This window comes from Amycolatopsis sp. NBC_00348 (genome assembly GCF_036114655.1).
Taxonomy (GTDB): domain Bacteria; phylum Actinomycetota; class Actinomycetes; order Mycobacteriales; family Pseudonocardiaceae; genus Amycolatopsis.
This window is the reverse complement of sequence record NZ_CP107994.1, coordinates 9844488-9861929: the sequence shown is the minus strand read 5'-3', so window position 1 is coordinate 9861929 and position 17442 is coordinate 9844488. Positions and strand designations below refer to the sequence as shown.

20 protein-coding genes and 1 pseudogene are annotated in these 17442 nt (G+C 71.4%); 7 read left to right on the top strand and 14 right to left on the bottom strand.

Annotation, left to right across the window (positions count from 1 at the left end; all coding sequences use genetic code 11):
* Positions 1–28 precede the first annotated feature (28 nt).
* The 8 genes from OHS58_RS44595 to OHS58_RS44560 all read right to left on the bottom strand — a co-directional run bounded on the left by OHS58_RS44595 (position 29) and on the right by OHS58_RS44560 (position 6594).
* Positions 29–1342, bottom strand: coding sequence for an ABC transporter substrate-binding protein (locus tag OHS58_RS44595; protein ID WP_326946590.1), 1314 nt, complete (start codon positions 1340–1342; stop codon positions 29–31).
* Positions 1329–2405: a branched-chain amino acid ABC transporter permease gene (locus OHS58_RS44590; protein WP_328646277.1), complete on the bottom strand. Its 1077-nt coding sequence runs from the start codon at positions 2403–2405 to the stop codon at positions 1329–1331. Before OHS58_RS44590 ends, OHS58_RS44595 begins: the two co-directional genes overlap by 14 nt.
* 2 nt (positions 2406–2407) lie before the next feature.
* Positions 2408–3259: a branched-chain amino acid ABC transporter permease gene (locus tag OHS58_RS44585; RefSeq protein WP_247061486.1), complete on the bottom strand. Its 852-nt coding sequence runs from the start codon at positions 3257–3259 to the stop codon at positions 2408–2410.
* A 37-nt stretch (positions 3260–3296) separates the two neighbouring features.
* Complete coding sequence (locus tag OHS58_RS44580) at positions 3297–4004, bottom strand: ABC transporter ATP-binding protein (RefSeq protein ID WP_326946589.1); 708 nt, start codon at positions 4002–4004, stop codon at positions 3297–3299.
* Positions 3997–4203, bottom strand: coding sequence for a hypothetical protein (locus OHS58_RS44575; RefSeq protein WP_328646276.1), 207 nt, complete (start codon positions 4201–4203; stop codon positions 3997–3999). The genes OHS58_RS44580 and OHS58_RS44575 overlap by 8 nt, the downstream gene beginning before the upstream one ends.
* Positions 4196–4987: an ABC transporter ATP-binding protein gene (locus tag OHS58_RS44570; RefSeq protein ID WP_328646275.1), complete on the bottom strand. Its 792-nt coding sequence runs from the start codon at positions 4985–4987 to the stop codon at positions 4196–4198. The genes OHS58_RS44575 and OHS58_RS44570 overlap by 8 nt, the downstream gene beginning before the upstream one ends.
* A gap of 235 nt (positions 4988–5222) precedes the next feature.
* Complete coding sequence (locus OHS58_RS44565) at positions 5223–6203, bottom strand: ABC transporter substrate-binding protein (RefSeq protein WP_326946586.1); 981 nt, start codon at positions 6201–6203, stop codon at positions 5223–5225.
* Positions 6204–6462: 259 nt separating this feature from the next.
* Complete coding sequence (locus OHS58_RS44560) at positions 6463–6594, bottom strand: hypothetical protein (RefSeq protein ID WP_328646274.1); 132 nt, start codon at positions 6592–6594, stop codon at positions 6463–6465.
* Positions 6595–6754: 160 nt separating this feature from the next.
* On the opposite strand from OHS58_RS44560, the gene OHS58_RS44555 reads away from it, so the two are divergent.
* The 4 genes from OHS58_RS44555 (at position 6755) to OHS58_RS44540 (ending at position 9583) form a co-directional block, all read left to right on the top strand.
* Positions 6755–7090: a YciI family protein gene (locus OHS58_RS44555; protein WP_328649960.1), complete on the top strand. Its 336-nt coding sequence runs from the start codon at positions 6755–6757 to the stop codon at positions 7088–7090.
* The gene (locus OHS58_RS44550; protein ID WP_326946584.1) at positions 7087–7401 is read left to right on the top strand and encodes a YciI family protein; all 315 of its coding nucleotides are present in this window, start codon (positions 7087–7089) and stop codon (positions 7399–7401) included. The genes OHS58_RS44555 and OHS58_RS44550 overlap by 4 nt, the downstream gene beginning before the upstream one ends.
* A complete protein-coding gene (locus OHS58_RS44545) occupies positions 7398–8630 on the top strand; it encodes an RNA polymerase sigma factor (protein ID WP_328646273.1) in 1233 nt (410 codons plus the stop codon). The genes OHS58_RS44550 and OHS58_RS44545 overlap by 4 nt, the downstream gene beginning before the upstream one ends.
* A 62-nt stretch (positions 8631–8692) precedes the next feature.
* Complete coding sequence (locus OHS58_RS44540) at positions 8693–9583, top strand: Kelch repeat-containing protein (protein ID WP_328646272.1); 891 nt, start codon at positions 8693–8695, stop codon at positions 9581–9583.
* Between the two features lies 1 nt (position 9584).
* Here OHS58_RS44540 and OHS58_RS44535 read toward each other — a convergent pair whose 3' ends face one another.
* Positions 9585–9863 carry a hypothetical protein gene (locus tag OHS58_RS44535; RefSeq protein ID WP_247061473.1) on the bottom strand — a complete coding sequence of 93 codons (279 nt, stop codon included), beginning with the start codon at positions 9861–9863 and terminating at the stop codon, positions 9585–9587.
* Between the two features lie 12 nt (positions 9864–9875).
* The gene (locus OHS58_RS44530; protein ID WP_328646271.1) at positions 9876–10226 is read right to left on the bottom strand and encodes a hypothetical protein; all 351 of its coding nucleotides are present in this window, start codon (positions 10224–10226) and stop codon (positions 9876–9878) included.
* Between the two features lie 233 nt (positions 10227–10459).
* On the opposite strand from OHS58_RS44530, the gene OHS58_RS44525 reads away from it, so the two are divergent.
* Together OHS58_RS44525 and OHS58_RS44520 are read left to right on the top strand one after the other, a co-directional pair.
* Positions 10460–11224 carry a GntR family transcriptional regulator gene (locus tag OHS58_RS44525; protein ID WP_326946581.1) on the top strand — a complete coding sequence of 255 codons (765 nt, stop codon included), beginning with the start codon at positions 10460–10462 and terminating at the stop codon, positions 11222–11224.
* Positions 11225–11271: 47 nt separating this feature from the next.
* A pseudogene (locus OHS58_RS44520) lies at positions 11272–11614 on the top strand (IS5 family transposase); the annotation flags it as partial.
* A 207-nt stretch (positions 11615–11821) separates the two neighbouring features.
* Here OHS58_RS44520 and OHS58_RS44515 read toward each other — a convergent pair.
* From OHS58_RS44515 to OHS58_RS44500, 4 genes are read right to left on the bottom strand one after another with little or no spacing between them, the layout of a single operon-like run.
* Complete coding sequence (locus tag OHS58_RS44515; protein WP_326946579.1) at positions 11822–13120, bottom strand: hypothetical protein; 1299 nt, start codon at positions 13118–13120, stop codon at positions 11822–11824.
* Positions 13117–13509 (bottom strand): PTS sugar transporter subunit IIA, encoded by a 393-nt coding sequence (locus tag OHS58_RS44510; RefSeq protein ID WP_326955643.1) that lies wholly within the window; start codon positions 13507–13509, stop codon positions 13117–13119. The genes OHS58_RS44515 and OHS58_RS44510 overlap by 4 nt, the downstream gene beginning before the upstream one ends.
* A 9-nt stretch (positions 13510–13518) precedes the next feature.
* Positions 13519–15141, bottom strand: a complete 1623-nt coding sequence (locus OHS58_RS44505) for a PTS system mannose/fructose/sorbose family transporter subunit IID (protein ID WP_328646270.1) — start codon at positions 15139–15141, stop codon at positions 13519–13521.
* Between the two features lie 7 nt (positions 15142–15148).
* Positions 15149–15625: a PTS system mannose/fructose/N-acetylgalactosamine-transporter subunit IIB gene (locus OHS58_RS44500; RefSeq protein ID WP_326955645.1), complete on the bottom strand. Its 477-nt coding sequence runs from the start codon at positions 15623–15625 to the stop codon at positions 15149–15151.
* Positions 15626–16057: 432 nt separating this feature from the next.
* On the opposite strand from OHS58_RS44500, the gene OHS58_RS44495 reads away from it, so the two are divergent.
* Positions 16058–17323: a ricin-type beta-trefoil lectin domain protein gene (locus tag OHS58_RS44495; RefSeq protein WP_328646269.1), complete on the top strand. Its 1266-nt coding sequence runs from the start codon at positions 16058–16060 to the stop codon at positions 17321–17323.
* Positions 17324–17442 lie beyond the last annotated feature (119 nt).

The following is a 17442-nucleotide window of genomic DNA, read 5'->3' as shown; positions in this document are numbered from 1 at the left end:
GCGGCGCCGCGAGCCGGCCCACGTTCCTCTACTTCCCCAGCAGGTTCACCTGGTCGGGGGTGGCGCGTTCGCCGCTGTACGGCGTGATCGCGCCGGTGCCCCGGTCGGTGACGGCCGGTTGCTGGATCACCGTCGTGGTCGTGTCCGGGTTGATCTTGAACACGTACCCGCCGGTGTACCCCGAGTGCGAGTCCTTCGAGAATCCGAACGGCGTCAGGCCCGGTCCTTTGAGGGAACCGGAACTCATGGCTTCGACGATCTTCTGCCGCGTCGGGTCGGGCCCGGAGGCCTTGAGCGCCTGCGCGAACGTGTAGGCCAGCACCATGCCGTAGAACAGCGTGTTGGTGAGCTGCTCCTTGGGGATGTACTTGTCGTGGATGCCCTTGAAGTAGGCGACCCACGGGTCGGACGTCTGCGCGACGTCGGGCAGGTAACCGGTGCCGATCAGCCCGTTCAGCAGCTGCGCGCTCGACACGCTCGCGCCGCCGCGCTTGGCGAAGTCCTGCAGCAGCCCGGAAAGCGTCGCCGGGTCGGCGCCGATGCTGCTGACGACGAACTGCGGCTTGTAGCCGATCTTCGCCGCGGCCAGGATGGACAGCGCGGTGAACGCCGGGATGCACTCGCACACGACGACCTCCGCGCCGGCCGCCTTGAGCGCGGACAGCTGCGGTGTGACGTCGGTGTTGGCGCTGTCGTAACCCTGCTTGGCGACCGTCTGGTCCTTGATGAACTGGTCGAGGCCGGCCTGGGTGTCGCGGCCGACGTCGTCGTTCTGGGTGAAGTAGCCGACCTTCTTGCCCGCGAAGGTGTCCTTGATGTACTTGCCCTGGATCTTGCCCTCCCGGGTGTAGTCCAGTTGGTACCCGAAGGTCATCGGCGCCTTCTGCGGGTTGTCCCAGGCGAGCGCGCCCGACGACACCAGCAGGTCCGGCACGCCTTCGGTGTTCAGGTAGTCGACGACCTTGGAGTGCGTCGGCGTGCCGAGGCCGCCGACGATCGCGAACACCTTGTCCTGCAGCACGAGCTTCTTGACGACCTCGACGGTCTTGGTCGGGTTGTAACCGTCGTCCTCGACCTTGTAGTCGATCTTGCGGCCGTTGATCCCGCCGCCGTCGTTGATCGACTGGAACACCGCGCGGGCGCCGACGGAGATCTTGCTGTAGCCCGGCGCGGCCGGCCCGGTGAGCGGCTGGTGGGTGCCGATCACCACGGAGTCCTTGGTGACGCCGACCGCCGAGTCCGCGGCCTGCGTGCCGCTGGTGTCGGACTCCCCCGCACCGCCGCACGCGCTCAGCGCCAAGGCCAGGACCGCGATTCCCGCGACGGTTCTAGTGCTTCTCATGGGTCTCCTTTTGCTCGGCGGATCGACGGAGAAGTCCTCGCAGCCGGCTGAAACCGCCCTGGATGCCGCGCGGGAAAGCGAGCACGACGACGATGAGGATCACGCCGTACACCGCGAGCGGGAGGTTGTTGGCCACGTCGGTGTTCAGGTGCAGGGCGTCGGCGAGATCTTCGGACCACGCCTGGAAGTAGACGAGCGCGATCGCGCCCCACAGCGCGCCCCAGAGCGACCCGAGCCCGCCGAGGACCACGGCGGCCAGCAGGCTCAGCGACAGCGCGGGGGTGAACGAGCCGGGCGCGGCGGTGCCGAGCAGGAACGCCTGCAGGCCACCGGCGAGCCCGCCGCACACGGCGCTGATGAGGAACGCCAGGATCTTCGTGCGCCCGACGTGGATCCCGCTCAGCGAAGCGGCGACCTCGTCGTCGCGGACGGCGCGGAAGGTGCGGCCGAGCTTGCCGCGCACGATGTTCACCACGAACACCAGCGCGATGAGCACGCTGAGCCAGACGATCCAGGTCTGCCAGCGCAGTTCCGGCACGACGCCGACCAGGCCGGCCGGTCTGCTGTGGACGGTGAAGCTCAAGCCGTTGCTGCCGCCCAGGAAGTCCTGGAACCGGCGGGTCAGCGCGGGCAGGCCGACGGCCAGCGCGAGCGTCGCCCCGGCGAGGTAGGGCCCGCGCAGCCGGGCCGCGGCGGCCCCGGCCAGCAGCCCGCCGAGACCACCGGCGACCGCCGCGAGCAGCAGGTCGGCCCACAGCGGGAACGCCGGGACCCGGCGCACCAGCAGCGCGACGGTGTACGCGCCGATGAACATGAACGCGCCGTGACCCAGGGAAACCTGGCCGGTGAGGCCGGTCAGCAGCGTCAGCCCGGCCACCGCGATCAGGTAGTAGCCCACGGTCGCGATCCGCAGGTTGGTGAACTCGTCGGTGACCAGGGAGAGCACCACGACGACGGCGAGCGCGCCCAGCGCGGCCAGGATGTGCAGGACCAGGGGCGGCAGCCGGCGCTTGCCCGCGCGGGCGGGCGAACCGGCCGGGGCCTCCGGGAGACTCGTGCGCACGCTCACACCCGCCTCGCCTTCGCGCGGCCGAACAGGCCGGCCGGCCGCAGCGTCAGCACGATCACCAGGATGGCCAGTGCGGCGATCGTCACCGTCTCCGGTCCGAAGTAACCGGACACGTAGGACAGTCCGACGCCGAGCACGAACCCGCCGGCGATGGTGCCCAGCGGGTTGTCGAGCCCGCCGAGCACGGCCGCGGTGAGCGCGTAGACGAAGACGCCGTCCAGGACGTTCGGGAACAGGAACGGCGGGGTGGCCAGCAGCCCGGCCAGCGAGCCGACGGCCGCCGCCATCCCCCAGCCGACGGTGAGCATCACCCCGACCCGCACGCCGAGGGTGCGCGCGACGTCGGGGGCGAACGCGGCCGCCCGCATCCGCAGGCCGAGCGGGGTGTACTTGAACACCACCAGCACGAGCGCGGCGATCGCGAGCACCACCAGCACCACGAAGAGGTCGTTGGCGGAGAACCGGCCGACGAAGTCGAAGGCGTACGGGTACGCCAGCGGCTCGTTGGACCAGATCATCCCGGCGACCGCCTGCAGCACCAGCAGCAGCCCGAGGGTGACGATGATCGAGCTGAGCTCGGAGCGGTGGCGCAGCGGGCGGATCAGCAGCCGTTCGGTCACGACGCCCAGCAGCGTCCCGGCCACGATCGCGACGGCGAAGCCGAGCCAGTAGCTGCCCGTCCCCTTGGTCACCGAGTACGCGAGGTACGTCGAGATCAGGGCGAGCGCGGGCTGCGCGAAGTTCACCACCCGAGTGGCCCGGTAGATGATGACCAGCGCGAGCCCGAGGGCCGCGTAGACCGCACCGGCGGAGATCCCGCCGAGGGTCAGGTCGAGGAATTCCTGCATACCGGACCGTTCACCTCCCGTTTGATGGTCAGCAGCGTCAGAAGCCGAGATAGGCGTGGCGGAGGCCGTCGTCGGCCAGCAGCTCCGCCGCGGTGTCGACCGCCACGACGCTGCCGAGCGCGAGGACGTACCCGTTGTCCGCGATGGACAGCGCGCTGTGCGCGTTCTGCTCGACGAGCACCACGGTGAGCCCGGTCGAGGCCCGCAGGTCACGCAGGATCCGCATGATCCGCGCGGTGATCAGCGGCGCGAGGCCGAGCGACGGCTCGTCCAGCAGCAGCAGCTGGGGCCGGCTCATCAGCGCCCGGCCGATGGCCAGCATCTGCCGCTCGCCGCCGGAGAGCGTCGCGGCGAGCTTGGCCGAACGTTCTTCCAGCGGCGGGAAAAGCTCGAACACCTCGCGTTTCGCGGCCGCGCGGTCGGCGCGGTCCCGCCGCCACAACGCACCGAGGCGCAGGTTCTCCTCGACGGTCAGCTCGGTGATCACGCCACCGCCTTCGGGCACGTGCGCGACGCCGCCACGCGCGATGCGGTCCGGCGCCCGGCCCCGCAGTTCCGTGCCGTCCCAGGTGATCCGGCCTTCGCGGGCCGGTTGCAGGCCGCTGATCGTGCGCAGCAACGTCGTCTTGCCCGCGCCGTTCGCGCCGAGCACGGCGGTGATGCCGCCGCGGTCGACGGTCAGGCTGACGCCGTCGAGCGCGCGGACGGCGCCGTAGGCCACGGAAAGGCCTTCGATCTCAAGCACCGGTCGCCTCCTCGGCGGGGAACGCGTCGACGTCGAGCACCGGACGCCGTCGCGGCCGGATCGCGGGGGCCCTTCGCGGCCACCCGGGGTCGGCCAGGCCGGCCGCCAGGCCGTCGAGCACCCGGCCGCTCCCCGGCCGAGCCGCCGTGCCTTTCGGGACTGCGTTGTGCGCCAAGGAAAAGCCCTGCACCTCAAGCACCGGTCGCCTCCTCGGCGGGGTCGCCGAGGTAGGCCTCGGCCACGCGGGGGTCGGCCTGGATCTCGGCCGGGGTGCCCGCGGCGATCACCTCGCCGAAGTTGAGGACCACGACGCGGTCGCAGACCTGCATCACCAGGTCCATGTGATGCTCGACGAGCACCACCGCCATGTGCCGCCGCAGCGACAGGATCAACGTCGTGAGCTCGACCAGCTCGGCGGCCGAGAGCCCGCTCGCCGGTTCGTCGAGCAGCAGCAGGTCCGGTTCGGCGACCAGCGCGCGGGCCAGCGCGACGCGCTTGCGCACGCCGTAGGGCAGCACACCGGGCAGCCGGTCGGCGAGGTTGGCGATGCCCAGCTCCGCCAGGGTCGCCCGGGCCCGGTGGGCGAGGTCGGCCTCGTCGCGGGCCGAGCGGCCGATACCGGCGAGGGCCGGGAGCACGCCGGAGCGAGCGTGCCGGCCCGCGCCGGCCATCACGTTCTCCAGCACGGTCAGCCCGGCGAAGAGGCCGAGGCCCTGCAGCGTGCGGACGATCCCGAGCCCGGCGAGGTGCTCGGGGCGGTGCCGGACCAGCGGCGTCCCCCGCCAGAGGACGCGCCCGGACTGGGGGCGGACGAAGCCGCAGATGACGTTGAACAGCGTCGTCTTGCCGGCACCGTTGGGGCCGATGACGCCGACGACCGTGCCCTCGTCGACGCTCAGCCGGACGTCGCGCAGCGCGGTGAGACCACCGAACCGCACGGTGAGGCCGTCGACCACGAGCAGGCCCTCGCCGGGAAGTGTCATCGATGACCCCTCTAGTTCTCACCATGTGGACCAGTCCGTACCGCGCGGTCGGTATGAAGAGGGTGGGGCGCGGCGCCAGCCGTGTCAAGGTACGAACCGGCAACATCCGGATCTTCCGGGCCGGTCCGAAAATTTCGCGAAGCACGGCCTCGACGGGAAGCGGCGACGTCCGCGAAACGACCGAAGGCGGGTGCGCAGAGTGCGCACCCGCCTTCAGCGGTGGAAACCCCCGGGATCAGCCGGTACCGGACTGCGGCGCGATCATCTCCGAGGCGTCGACCTTCGTCTGGATGATGCCCAGCTGCTGCAGCAGGTCCGGCACGCGCTGGATGCGGCGGGCGTCGAGCGTGGAGCCGAACGTGGGCATCACCATCAGGCTCGCGACGTCCTGGTCCACCCGGGCGTTGCGGACGACCAGCGGCTCGATCCGGCCGCGGTCCACCGAGTCGCGGGTGGCCTTGAGCATCGCGCGCTGGAACGCCGCCATCGTCCTGGGGTGCTCCTGGACCCACTTGCCGGTGGCACCGAAGCCGGTCAGCGGGAACGACTGGGTGCTCCCGCTGGCGGCGTCGACGACCGGGTACGCGCCGGCCACCTTTGCGGCCTGGGTGAGGAACGGCTCCGGCTGGTACGCGGCGTCGACCTTGCCCTGGGCCAGCGCGGCGCCCATCTCCGGCAGCGGCATCGGGACCCACTGCACCTTGCTGAAGTCGATGCCGTGGTCGCGCATCACCGACCGGGTCAGGATGTCCGACGCGGCGTTCTTCGAGCTGATCGCGATCCGCTTGCCACCCAGGTCGTTCACGGTCTTCACCGGCGAGTTCGGCACGGTGACGACCTCGTTGCTGAGCGGGCTCGCCGAAGTCGCGTCGGCCACCAGCCGGACGTCGGCGGAACCACTGCTCTTCGCCAGGAAGAACAACGTGTACGTGGACAACGCGATGTCGTCCTGGCCCTTCGTCATGCGCGTCAGCGATTCCTGGCCGCTGGCGGCGAGGTCGGTCTGCACGTCGAGACCTTCGGCCTTGAAGTAGCCGCCTTGCTGGGCCAGCCACAGCGTCGCGAGGTCGACGGCGGTGAAGATGGCGACCCGGATGGCCGGTTTCTCGACGTCGCCACCCGCGGAACCGCTTCCGCCCGCCTGGTTGCAGCCGGCCAGCAAAAGCCCGGCGGAAAAGAGCACAGCGAACCGCCGTAACGAGGCGCGTCGGAACATGACACTCCCGGAAAACACTGGACAGATCAGGGAAACCGGCCGGTATGGCCGTGATCTGCCGGACTGTAGATGACGCTTTCCACAGTCGCAAACGTGTTGCCGACAAAAGAGAACACGTTATTTCCGGAAAAGGATCACCGGACATCGTTCAGTGCGGAGCACGCAAGCAACCCACCAATACACCGCCACGGAAATGAGCAACGGCAAATTGCAATCGGCGTTTTCCCGTCGAGGACGATCCCGGTGTGCGCGCGGTCGGTCATCGGCTGACCCGCGCCCGGCGCAGGCGGCGCGTCCACCGGGCGACCAGCCGGCCGAGGCGCTCCTCGGCCCGGCGGCGGTCCCGCTCGTTCTGGCAGGTGACGGTCCACAGCTGGCTGACCGGGATCATGACGGCTCCTCTCGCCGGGGGCTTCCGGCAGGACGACGCCGTGGTCCGCCCGGATCGACAGGTCGCCGAGAAAGTTTCCGGGACCCTGTCGATTCCGGCCCGCGGCCGCGTCGGGTGGGTGAGAAGCTGCACCGGACGATCAGGAGGAGCCTTGCGGTACATGCTGATGATCTGCGACGACGGCGCGGAGCTGTTCAGCCCGCCCGAGATCGACGCCCAGCCCGAGTTCGTCGCTTGGCTGCGCGACGTCGAAGCCCGCGGCGCCACCCACAAAGGGACGCTGCTGCGGCCGCCCGCCGAAGCCGTCACCGTGCGGGTGCGCGACGGGCAGCGGCTGACGTCGGACGGCCCGTTCGCCGAGACGAAGGAATGGGTCGCCGGCTGCGAGGTCGTCGAGTGCGAGGACCTCGACGAGGCCATCGCGATCGCGTCCGCCCACCCGTCCGCCGGGCGGTTTCCCATCGAGATCCGGCCGTTCTGGGAGGACGAGCGATGAAGTTCCTGATGTGGGTGTGCGTCGACCCCGAGCTCGTCGGCACCGCGGAAGAAGACCCGGGCGACTGGGTCGCCGAAGCCGGCGCGCGGCGGCTCGAAGGCAACCAGCTGCGGCCGGTCGGCGACGCGACGACGCTGTGGCCGCGCGACGGCGGCACGTTCGTCTCGGACGGCCCGTTCGCCGAGACGAAGGAGCAGATCGCCGGGTACGACATCCTCGAGTGCGCCGACCTGGCCGAGGCGATCGACGTCGCCGCGGCGCACCCGGTCGCGAAGTTCGGCGCGATCGAGCTGCGGCCCGTGTGGGAGTGACCGAGCCCGTCGCCACGGCGGTCGACGAGGCCTTCCGCACCGAGTGGGGCCGCGTCGTCGCCACCCTGATCCGGGTCACCGGCGACTGGGACCTGGCCGAGGAGTGCGCCCAGGAGGCGTTCGCCAAGGCACTGGCCACCTGGCCCCGGGACGGCGTGCCGCGCCGTCCCGGGGCGTGGCTGACGACGGCCGCCCGCAACCGGGCCCTGGACAAGCTGCGGCGCGGCACCGCCGAGGCGAACCGGCTGCGCGAGCTGGCCGTCACCGCACCCGTCGACGACGCGCCACCGGAACCCGACGACGTCCCCGACGACCGGCTGCGGCTGATGTTCACCTGCTGCCACCCGGCGCTGCCGCTGGAAGCGCAGGTCGCGCTGACGCTGCGGACCCTCGCCGGCCTGACGACCCCGGAGATCGCCCGCGCGTTCCTGGTGCCCGAACCGGCGATGGCGCAGCGGATCGTGCGGGCCAAGCGGAAGATCCGCAACGCCCGGATCCCCTACCGCGTCCCGCCCGCCGAGCTGCTGCCCGAGCGGACGGCGGGTGTGCTCGGCGTGCTCTACCTGCTGTTCAACGAGGGCTACTCGGCCAGCGCGGGCGCCGACCTGGTCCGCCAGGCCCTGACGGCGGAGGCGATCCGGCTCGCGCGCGTCGTCCTCCGCCTGCTGCCGGACGCGCCGGAAGCCGGCGGACTGCTGGCGTTGATGCTGTTCCACGACGCCCGCCGCGCGACCCGCACCGACGACGACGGCGACCTGATCACCCTCGCCGACCAGGACCGCACCCGCTGGGACCGCACGCTGATCGACGAAGGCGTCGCCGTCCTGGACGAGGCGCTGGCGCTCGGCCGGCCGGGCCCGTACCAGCTGCAGGCGGCGATCGCGGCGTGCCACGCGACGGCGTCACGCGCGGCGGACACGGACTGGGCCCGGATCGCCCGGCTGTACGAGCTGGTGGCGAAGCTGAACCCGTCCCCGGTGGTCGAGCTGAACCGTGCGGTGGCGGTGGCCATGGCCGACGGGCCGTCCGCCGGCCTGACTCTGGTCGACGCGCTCGCGGACGGCGGGCAGCTGGCGGGTTACCACCTGCTCCCGGCCACGCGCGCGGACTTCCTGCGTCGCCTGGGCCGGGCCGGCGAAGCGGCCGAGGCGTACCGGGCGGCGCTGGAGCTGGCGCCGACCGACGCGGAGCGCCGTTACCTGGCCCGGCGAATCGGCGAATTGCAGTAACAAACCACCCGGCCGCGGAGACTCTGGCCGCGAATCGCGACGCGCGAAGAGGGTGGGGAACGATGAACGACTCCTGGAAGTACCGGCCGCCGCTGCTGTCTCCCAGGTTCGGCCACGAGGTGGCGCGCGCCGGCGACGACATCTTCGTCATCGGCGGCACCGACGGGAGCACCGGCCACAGCTCCGTGGAGACCCGCAAGGTGACGGGCCGCGGCGAGTGGCGCCACGTCAGCCCGCTGCCGGCCCCGCGCCGCGACCACGCCGTCGGGGTGGCCCGCGGCCGGGTCTACGTCGCCGGCGGCACCGTCGGCGACCGCCCCACCGACGCCGTCGACCGCTACGACCCGCAGCTCGACGAGTGGAGCCCGGCGCCGCCCCTGCCCGTCCCGCTCGCCGGGGCTTCGGCCGCCGGTCTCGGCGACCTGCTCTACGTCGCGGGTGGCAGCGCCGGGGACAGCGCCTCGGACGCGGTCCTCGTCTTCGACCCGGAGGAGAAGCGCTGGGACCCGGTGGCCCCGATGCGCACCCCCCGAACCCGGTTCCGGCTGCTCGCGACGGAAACCCACCTGTACGCCATCGGCGGGCTGGCCGGCGGGCCGCAGGACATGCTCGACTCGGTGGAGCGGTACTCGGCCGAGACGGACACGTGGGAAGCCGTGGCCCCGATGCACAAGCGGCGCGTGCTCCCCGGCGTCGCGCTGCTGGGCGACCGGATCGTGGTCGTCGGCAGCGAACCGGCGGCCGAGGACCCGATCGCGCGCGACCGCACGACCGAGGTCCTCGACCTGGGCACGGGTGCGTGGCACCTGCTCGCCACGCTCCTGCCCCACGGCCGGTCGTCGGTGGTCTGCACCGCCGGCGCACCGCACCGGGTCCTGGCGATCGGCGGCCGCGCGAACCCCTACGGCCAGCGGATCACGGTGCCCGGCGTGCTCTCGCTGAAGGTGCTGTGACTCAGCAGAACCAGCCGGACTGGACCCAGCCTCTCTTGTTGACGTTGCCCATGGCGTAACCCTCGGCCCAGTCGCCGCTGGGCGAGTACCGCGACAGCTCGAAGTGGTCGCCGCGGTAGAGCGTCCCGACGATGACGCCGGCGGGCTGCGTCCGGACGTACAGGTCGGTGGCGCAGATCTCGTGGACGGTCCCCGCCGAGGCGGCGGGGGCGAGGGTGATCGCCGCGGACACGGCGAGCGTCGCGGCCGCGAGACCGCCGGCGATGCGTGCTGTGGTCATGTCTTTCTCCCGTCAGTCCAGTGAAAAGCAGCTGCGGAGCAGGAAGCCCCACTTGCTCGCGCCGTGCCAGAAGACGTCGGCCGAGTTGTGGTCCGACGTGATGTACCGGACGCCGATGTAGTTGCCCTGCACGAGCGTGTCGATCGGGTCGGAGTGGCCCTGCCCGGCGGTGTAGTTGCCGAAGAGCGTGGCGGACGAGCACGTGATGTGGGCGGCGCGCGTCGGCACCCACGGGTCGCTGATGGTGCCGCTTCCACTTTGGACGGTCGTGGTCCCGGCTTCCGCGGGGGCGACGGCGAGGCCGCCCGCCGCCGCGGCCAGTGCGACCACCGCGCAGACGCGTTTGACGCTGGTGAACGTCATCATCGGTCCTTTCCTCAGCGGTTTCTCCGCTGCTCGGAAAAGAACTACCGAGTCGGCCGTCCCGGCGGAAGCCCACGTCGTGACCGTGCGTGCACACTTCGGGTCTCACCGTGCAACCGCGCAGGTCAGCGCGGCTCGCCCGACGGCAGGCGCGGCCCGCCGGGCCGGACACCGGCGGCCGGTCCGGCTCCGGCGGATGTGCCTCCGCCGGGACGGGACGACATACTGGTGCCATGCCCCGTCCGAAGCACGTCCCCGCGAGCGATCTCCGGCTCCCGGACGCACTGGAGCCGGGGCGGCCGAAAGGCGACCAGCTCCGCGAGATCATCGAAGGCGTCGCGACGGAGGCGGGCCCCGGCAGGCTGATGCCGTCCGAGCGGTTCCTCGCCGAGCACTTCCAGGTCGCCCGCGGCACCGTCCGCCAGGAGATCAACCGCCTGGTCGCCGACGGCGTCCTCTACCGCCAGCACGGCACGGCGACCTTCACCGCCCAGCGCCAGGCCGCGCACATCGACATGCTGACGTCGTTCACCGAGGACATGAGCGCCCGGGGCGTCGTCCCGAAGACGAAGGTGCTGCACGCCGAGATCGAGAGCGCGGGCCCGCGCATCGCCGGCCGCCTGAACGTCCCCCCGGGCGCGCGGGTGTTCCGCCTGGAGCGGCTGCGTTACGTCGAGGACGAGCCGTTCGCGGTCGAGCGCACCAACCTGTCGGTCGACCGGTTCCCGGACATCGAGCTTTTCGACTGGGAGACGCAGTCCCTGCACCGCACGCTGGAGGAGCGCTGGGGCGTCCGCGCGGACTGGAACGACACGGCGATCTCCGCGGTCCTCCCGAACACCCACGACGCGGGCCTGCTGGGCATCGAGGCCACCCAGCCGTGCCTGATCATCGAGGGCACGCTCCACGACCAGAGCGGCGGCGTCATCGAGGCGGGCCGGTCGCTCTACCGCGCGGACCGCTACACGGTCTTCACCCAGGCCCGCCGCAGCGGTTAGGCGCTGTCCTGCAAGCGGTTGACCTGGGTATCCGGTAATCGTGTGCGGTGGCCGGCCGAGGAGAACCGGCAGACCGGGCGTGGGCAGTGATCGAACCGCTGCCGCCGCCCGCGGCAAAGCGGTGGCCGAAGTCGGCGGGATCACCGTCAGGTGATCAACGCGATCCTGTGGAAACTCCGCACCAGTGCTCCGTGGCGTGACCTGCCAGAACGCCACGGCCATTGGAAAACCGCGCATGAACGACTGCGGTTGTGGACCAAGGACGGCACCTGGGATCGGATCCTTGACCACGTCATCGTCAAAGACGACGCCGTCGGTGACCTCGAATGGGTCGTCTCGGTGGACTCGAGCGTGGTCAGGGCGCATCAGCACTCCGCCGGGGCCCGGAAAAGCAGCATCGCCCGGACCGGGCCAGGCCGGCCACGATGTCAGCCGAACGCGATGACCAGATCGCCCGCCCCGCAGCCAAAGGCTCCAGCGGCAGGCGACCATCCGCCTTCGATGCCGAGGACTGCAAGCAGCCCGACGTCGTGGAGCGGTGCTCCAACCGGCTCGAACAGTTCCGTGACCCGGCTCCGATGACTTACAGGACAGTGGCTAGGCGTAGTGGCTCTTGAGCGCCTTCGCGCAGTGCGCCACCAGCACCTCCGCCGCGTCCGGGCCGAAGAGCGTCACGTACGACTCGTAGATCCCGTCGCGGTGCCCGTTCGCGTCCGGCAGGTACCCCAGGTAGCCGTCGGTGTAGCCGATCACCCGCGTGTGCCGGAACGGGCTGCCCTCGCGAATCCGCAGGCCCAGTGACGCGAACAGCTCGAACGGCGTGTGCAGCCAGGCGATCTCCCCCACCGACACCACGCTGACCGGCACCTCCGCGCACCCCGTCGGCCGGTCGCTGGCCGCCATCACGGCGAGCATCGCGCAGCCCTCGTAGCGGGTCTGGGCGATCCGGACGGCCGGGTGGTCCGAGCCGTGGCGGGACAGTTCGCGCTGCCACTCGCCTTCGGCCGACTCGCGCAGCTCCAGACTGTCCTCAATGGACGGTACGTCGCGGTAGGGCAGGTACAGCGACGAGCGGGTCAGCCGGACCGGGCCGGTGGCCGGGGCCGACGACGTGGCCGCGAGCGTCCGGGCGATCGACGTCGCCAGGTGGCCGCCCAGCGTGCGGACCTCGTCGTGGTCGCGGCCGCGGCGGACGAAGCGGGAGCTGGCGTCGCCCGCCGCTCCCTGGAGGAACGCCGCGACCGGGCGGCCCATCAACGCCGCCAGCTCGCGGCGGGTCGCGCCCGGCCAGTCCGCGGACCAGCGCAGGTTCTCCGGGCCCAGCACCGTGGGGTGGCTCGCGTAGTCGAACAGCAACGCGGCCGGGGTGTCGTCGTCGCGCCGCAGTTCGAGCACACCGAACGACGTGTCGTGCGGGCCGTCGGGGTCGTAGCGGTTGCTGCCGACCGCTTCCGTCTCGCCCGCGTGCCACCGGGCCCGGACCCGTCTTCGGCAGGCGCGCAGCAGGGCCGCGGCGCCGGTGACCTTCTCCGTCATGCGCTCGACCAAGCCGGTGTCCCGCTGCCCCGGCAGCCCGGGGTGCAGCGGCCCGGTCCAGCCCTCGGGCCCGGAGTGCGTGTGCGACGCGCAGACGAGCACGCGCTCGGCGTCGATGCCGACCACGTCGGCGACGGCGTCGGCCAGGGTGCGGGTGAGCCCGGCGTCCACGGCCAGCGCGTCCAGCGCCACCCACAGCACGCCGGGGTCGTCGTCGGTGGACAGCCAGATCAGCGACGCCTCGAGGTCGTCGTGGGTGCCGGTCGCGACGCCGTTGCGGGCCAGGTAGCCGCCCAGCGGGTGCCCGGGTCCCGGGGTGATCCGCACGTCCTGCGCGGCGAGCAGGAGCGAGGCGGTCACCAGGTGGATTCCAGGACGTCGACGACGCCGTCCCGGCCGGCGGCGCGTGCCACCCCGGCCAGCTCGGTGACGTCGGCGGCGGGGTGCAGCAGGACCTCCAGCAGCATCGGCAGGTTCAGCCCGGACACCAGCTCGACGCGGGCCGGCCCCTGCGCGGAAAGGGTGCGGACGGCGTTGAACGGCGAGCCGCCGTGCAGGTCGGCGAGCACGAGCAGCTCGGTGGCAGCGCCGGCCAGCTCCCGCAGCCGGGCGCCGAAGTCCTCCGGGCGGTCGCTCGGGTTCAGCTCGCAGACCTTCAGCCGCGCCTGCGGGCCGAGGATCATCTCGGCCGCTTCGCCGACGCCCGAAGGCAAGCTGCCGTGCCCCGCGAGGATGATCGGGATCGACATGACGGGCTCCTAACTCTTCGCAGGCCCGGCGGGTGCGAACCAGCCGAGCCACCCCAGTGCGACGCCGACGACCATGACGACCGCGATGATCCAGATCGGCCGCATCCGGGCCTTCGCCGCGAGCAGGTACACCCCCGCCGTGACCAGCACCGGCAGCAGGAACGGCACCAGCTCGTCGAGCCGGTCCTGGATCGCCACCGCCTGCGTCACCGCCTGCCCCTGCACGGTGGTGGTCTGCCGGTAGGTCAGCGTGGTGACGACCTTGACGATCGACGGGATGAACCCGCCGAGCACCACGAACCCGAGCACCGTCGCACCCTGCGCGACGCGGGCCAGCGCGCCGGCCGCGAGGTGCCCGGCCAGCCGCTTCCCTTCACGGTACGCGAACCCGAACTGCCACCGCCGGATGAGCGCGTAGGGCACGAGCACCATGACGGCGGCGAACGCCGGGCCGAGCCAGTTGCCCTGCAGCGCCCACGACGCGCCCATCGTGAAGATGATGCTGTTGTACAGCGCGAAAACGAGGGTGTCGCCGATGCCGGCGAGCGGGCCCATCAACGCGACCTTGGTGCTGGTCGCGGAAGTCGGTGTGCCCGCTTCCTCGAGCGCGACGGCGGAGCCGAGGATCAGCGGCCCGCCGACGAGCACAGAGGTGTTGAAGAACTGCATGTGCCGCTGCAGCCCGGCGGCGTAGTCGGCTTTGTCCGGGTAGAGCCGGCGCAGCACCGGTTCCATCGAGTACGCGAAGCCGAGCGCCTGCATCCGCTCGTAGTTCCAGGAGATCTGGCTCGACCAGAAGTACCGGCGGTAGGCGCGGCGCAGATCCTGCTTCGTCAGCCGAGGGTCCACAGTGGACTCTTCGGCTTCCGAAGCGGTCTCCGGCACGGCCGCCGGCTCTTCGCGCTTGAACGTCACGAACAGCATGGCCACCGCGACGCCGACCAGCGCGACGCCCAGCACCGGCAGGTGCAGGTAGGCGAACGCGACGAAGCCGATGAGCAGCAGGTACCAGTACTTCCGCAGCTCCATCATGCCGAGCAGCAGCGCGAACCCGACCGCGGGCAGCAGCGAGCCGGCCAGCGTCATGCCGTTCACGAAGCCGGTGGGGATGCCCGCCGTGATGTCCTTGACCAGCCCGCCGGACGCGGCGAGCGCGGCGAGGAACGTCGGGATGGCGCGCACCGCGACCCACGGGATGAGACTGACCCAGTGGATCATCGCCATCCCGCGCGCGTTGCCGTCGGCGGCGTAGGCGTCGGCGCGGTGCACCAGCCCGGTGGTCACCATCTTGCCGACGGGGTCCAGCGCGGAGAGCAGGACCGCCGCCGGCAGCCCCACACCGAGACCGACCGCGACCTGCGCGGACGTGCCCCCGGCGGCGCCCGCGGCCAGCGCGGTGCCGACGATCGCGCCGGTCTGGTAGTCCGGGATCGTCGCGCCGCCGTAGGTGTAGACACCGAGCGCGGCCAGCTCCAGCGTCGCGCCGATCAGCAGGCCGAGCAGCGGGTTGCCGGTGATCAGGCCGGCGACCGAACCGGCGATCAGCGGGCGCTGGGCGTAGATGAGGAACGGGCCGAGCCCGTCGTAGGTGCAGTAGACGGCCCAGACGGTCAAGGCCAGCGCGACGAGCATGCCGGGCTCACAGCCCCTTTCGATCGAGCAGCGCGACGAAGTCGGCGGGTTTGTCCTGGGGCATGAGCTGGGTGACGAGCGGGACGCCGGCCGCGGCCAGCTTCCGGTAGCCGGCGGCCTCGTCCGCGGTGACCGCGATCGAGCGGGTGACCATGGTGTAGCCGTCGCCGGGGCGGGGCGCGGCGTTGCCGACGTTGACGACCTCGGGCCGCAGCCCGCCCTCGACGAGGCGGAAGACGTCTTCGGGGTGCTTGGCGATGATCATCACGTCGGCGGCGGCGGGCGCGAGCAGCGTGTCGGCCACCGAGAGCACCTCGGTGGGCAGGCCGCGCGCGGCCTGCGGGAGCAGCATCCGCTGCAGGTCGTCGGCGGCGACGTCGTCGTTGCAGACGAGCAGCCGGCGCACGCCGAGACGACGGGTCCAGGCGACGGTGACCTGCCCGTGGACCAGCCGGTTGTCGATGCGAACGTGCGCCCCCGCCATGTTTCTCCTCCCAGATGGCAGGAGACATCCTGGTTCGTCGCAGTAGTGAAGTCAATACTCCGGGTGACCGGCCGCGGGTGACCGGGAAGCGCGTGTGACCGAGAAAACAGCCTCGCGCGGGCCGACGGCAGGACCCCTCAGACCTCCCGTCGGCCCCGAGCGCGCGAAGCCCTCTTTACGTATCCCGGTGTGAAATCCCCGGACCCTCCCATAAAGGTATATACCAGTATGGACCGTCTAGATCGACTGTCAAGACCCGTACCGCTCAGCGGACCGGGTCCGCCGGGCCGGCCAGCGTCGATCGGTGACCGGTTCACCCCAAGCTGTCCGTTCTTGTCAGTGACAGCCATCGGGCCCGCTTCTATCATTCCGAGTGGTCTAGACCGCCTGCGTACTTCTCGTCCACTGCCGCATCGGGAAGGCGGAATCCTCGTGACCGCAAGAACCTGGCGCCTCGCCGCACTCAGCACCGCCTTCGTGTTCGCCACCGCGTTGCTGCCATCGGCCGGGGCCGCCGGCAACGACGGCACCGAACAGCTCCCCGATCACCTCCGGACGCCGGCGGCCACCGCCGCGGCGCCGCTGTCGACCGTCTGCGACGGCGACGGCACCAGCGGAAAGCGCGTTCAGGCGCTCTACGTCCGCGGAAATGGGCAGACCGACCGGTATTCGCAGTTCGCCGCCCAGTTCCAGACGTTCGCGAGCCAGATCGACGACGCCTTCGTCGAGGCCGCGGGCCGGCTCGGCGGCGGCGTCCGGCACCTGCGGTACGTCACCGACACGAGCTGCCGCGCCACCGTCGCGAACGTGACGATCGCGCAGGCCGACATGGCCACCGTCGACACGATCACCAACGCGATCAAGGCACAGGGCTACAACCGCGCCGACCGCAAGTACATCGTCTGGTACGACAAGGACGGCTGCGGCCTGGCGTTCGGCAACGGCGGCAACGACAGCCCGGGCGCGAGCAACCCGTACAACGCCGGCCCGCACTACGCGACGGTCGGCACCGGCTGCTGGACGTGGCAGGCGACCGGCCACGAACTGCTGCACACGCTCGGCGCCGTCCAGGGCAGCGCGCCGCACTCGACGCCGTACGGCCATTGCTGGGACGACGAGGACATCATGTGTTACGACGACGGCGGCATCCCGAACCCGCCGGGCGGCCTGGTGAAGGTCTGCCCCGGCGCGCCGGAGAACCAGATCGACTGCGGCGGCGACGACTACTTCACCACCAACCCGCCGGCCGGCAGCTACCTGGCGACCCACTGGAACGTCGCGAACAGCGCGTACCTGATCACCAGCGGCACCGCCGGCCCGGCGGGCGCGATCACCGGGATCGGCGGCAAGTGCGTCGACGTCAGCGCGTCGAACACCGCCAACGGCACGGCGATCCAGCTGTGGACCTGCAACGGCACGGGCGCGCAGCGCTGGACGTCGCAGAGCGGGACGCTGCGGGCGCTCGGCAAGTGCCTGGACGTCGCGTCGAGCGGCACCGCGGACGGCACGCTCACGCAGCTCTGGGACTGCAACGGCACCGGGGCGCAGACGTGGCAGGCCCGCTCCGACGGCACGCTGCTGAACCCGCAGTCGGGCAAGTGCCTCGACGCGACGGGCGGCTCGTCGGCCGACGGCACCCGGCTGCAGATCCGGACCTGCGCGGCGACGGCGAACCAGCGGTGGCAGGTGCCGGCCTGATCTTTCCGTGATTTTCTCGCGAAGAGGTTCCCATTCGGACGGAAACTGGCAGAATGCGGATTGACCTGCCGGTTTCCGTCCTTACCGAGAACCCGCCGAGAAGTCGTCGGGAACTCGTC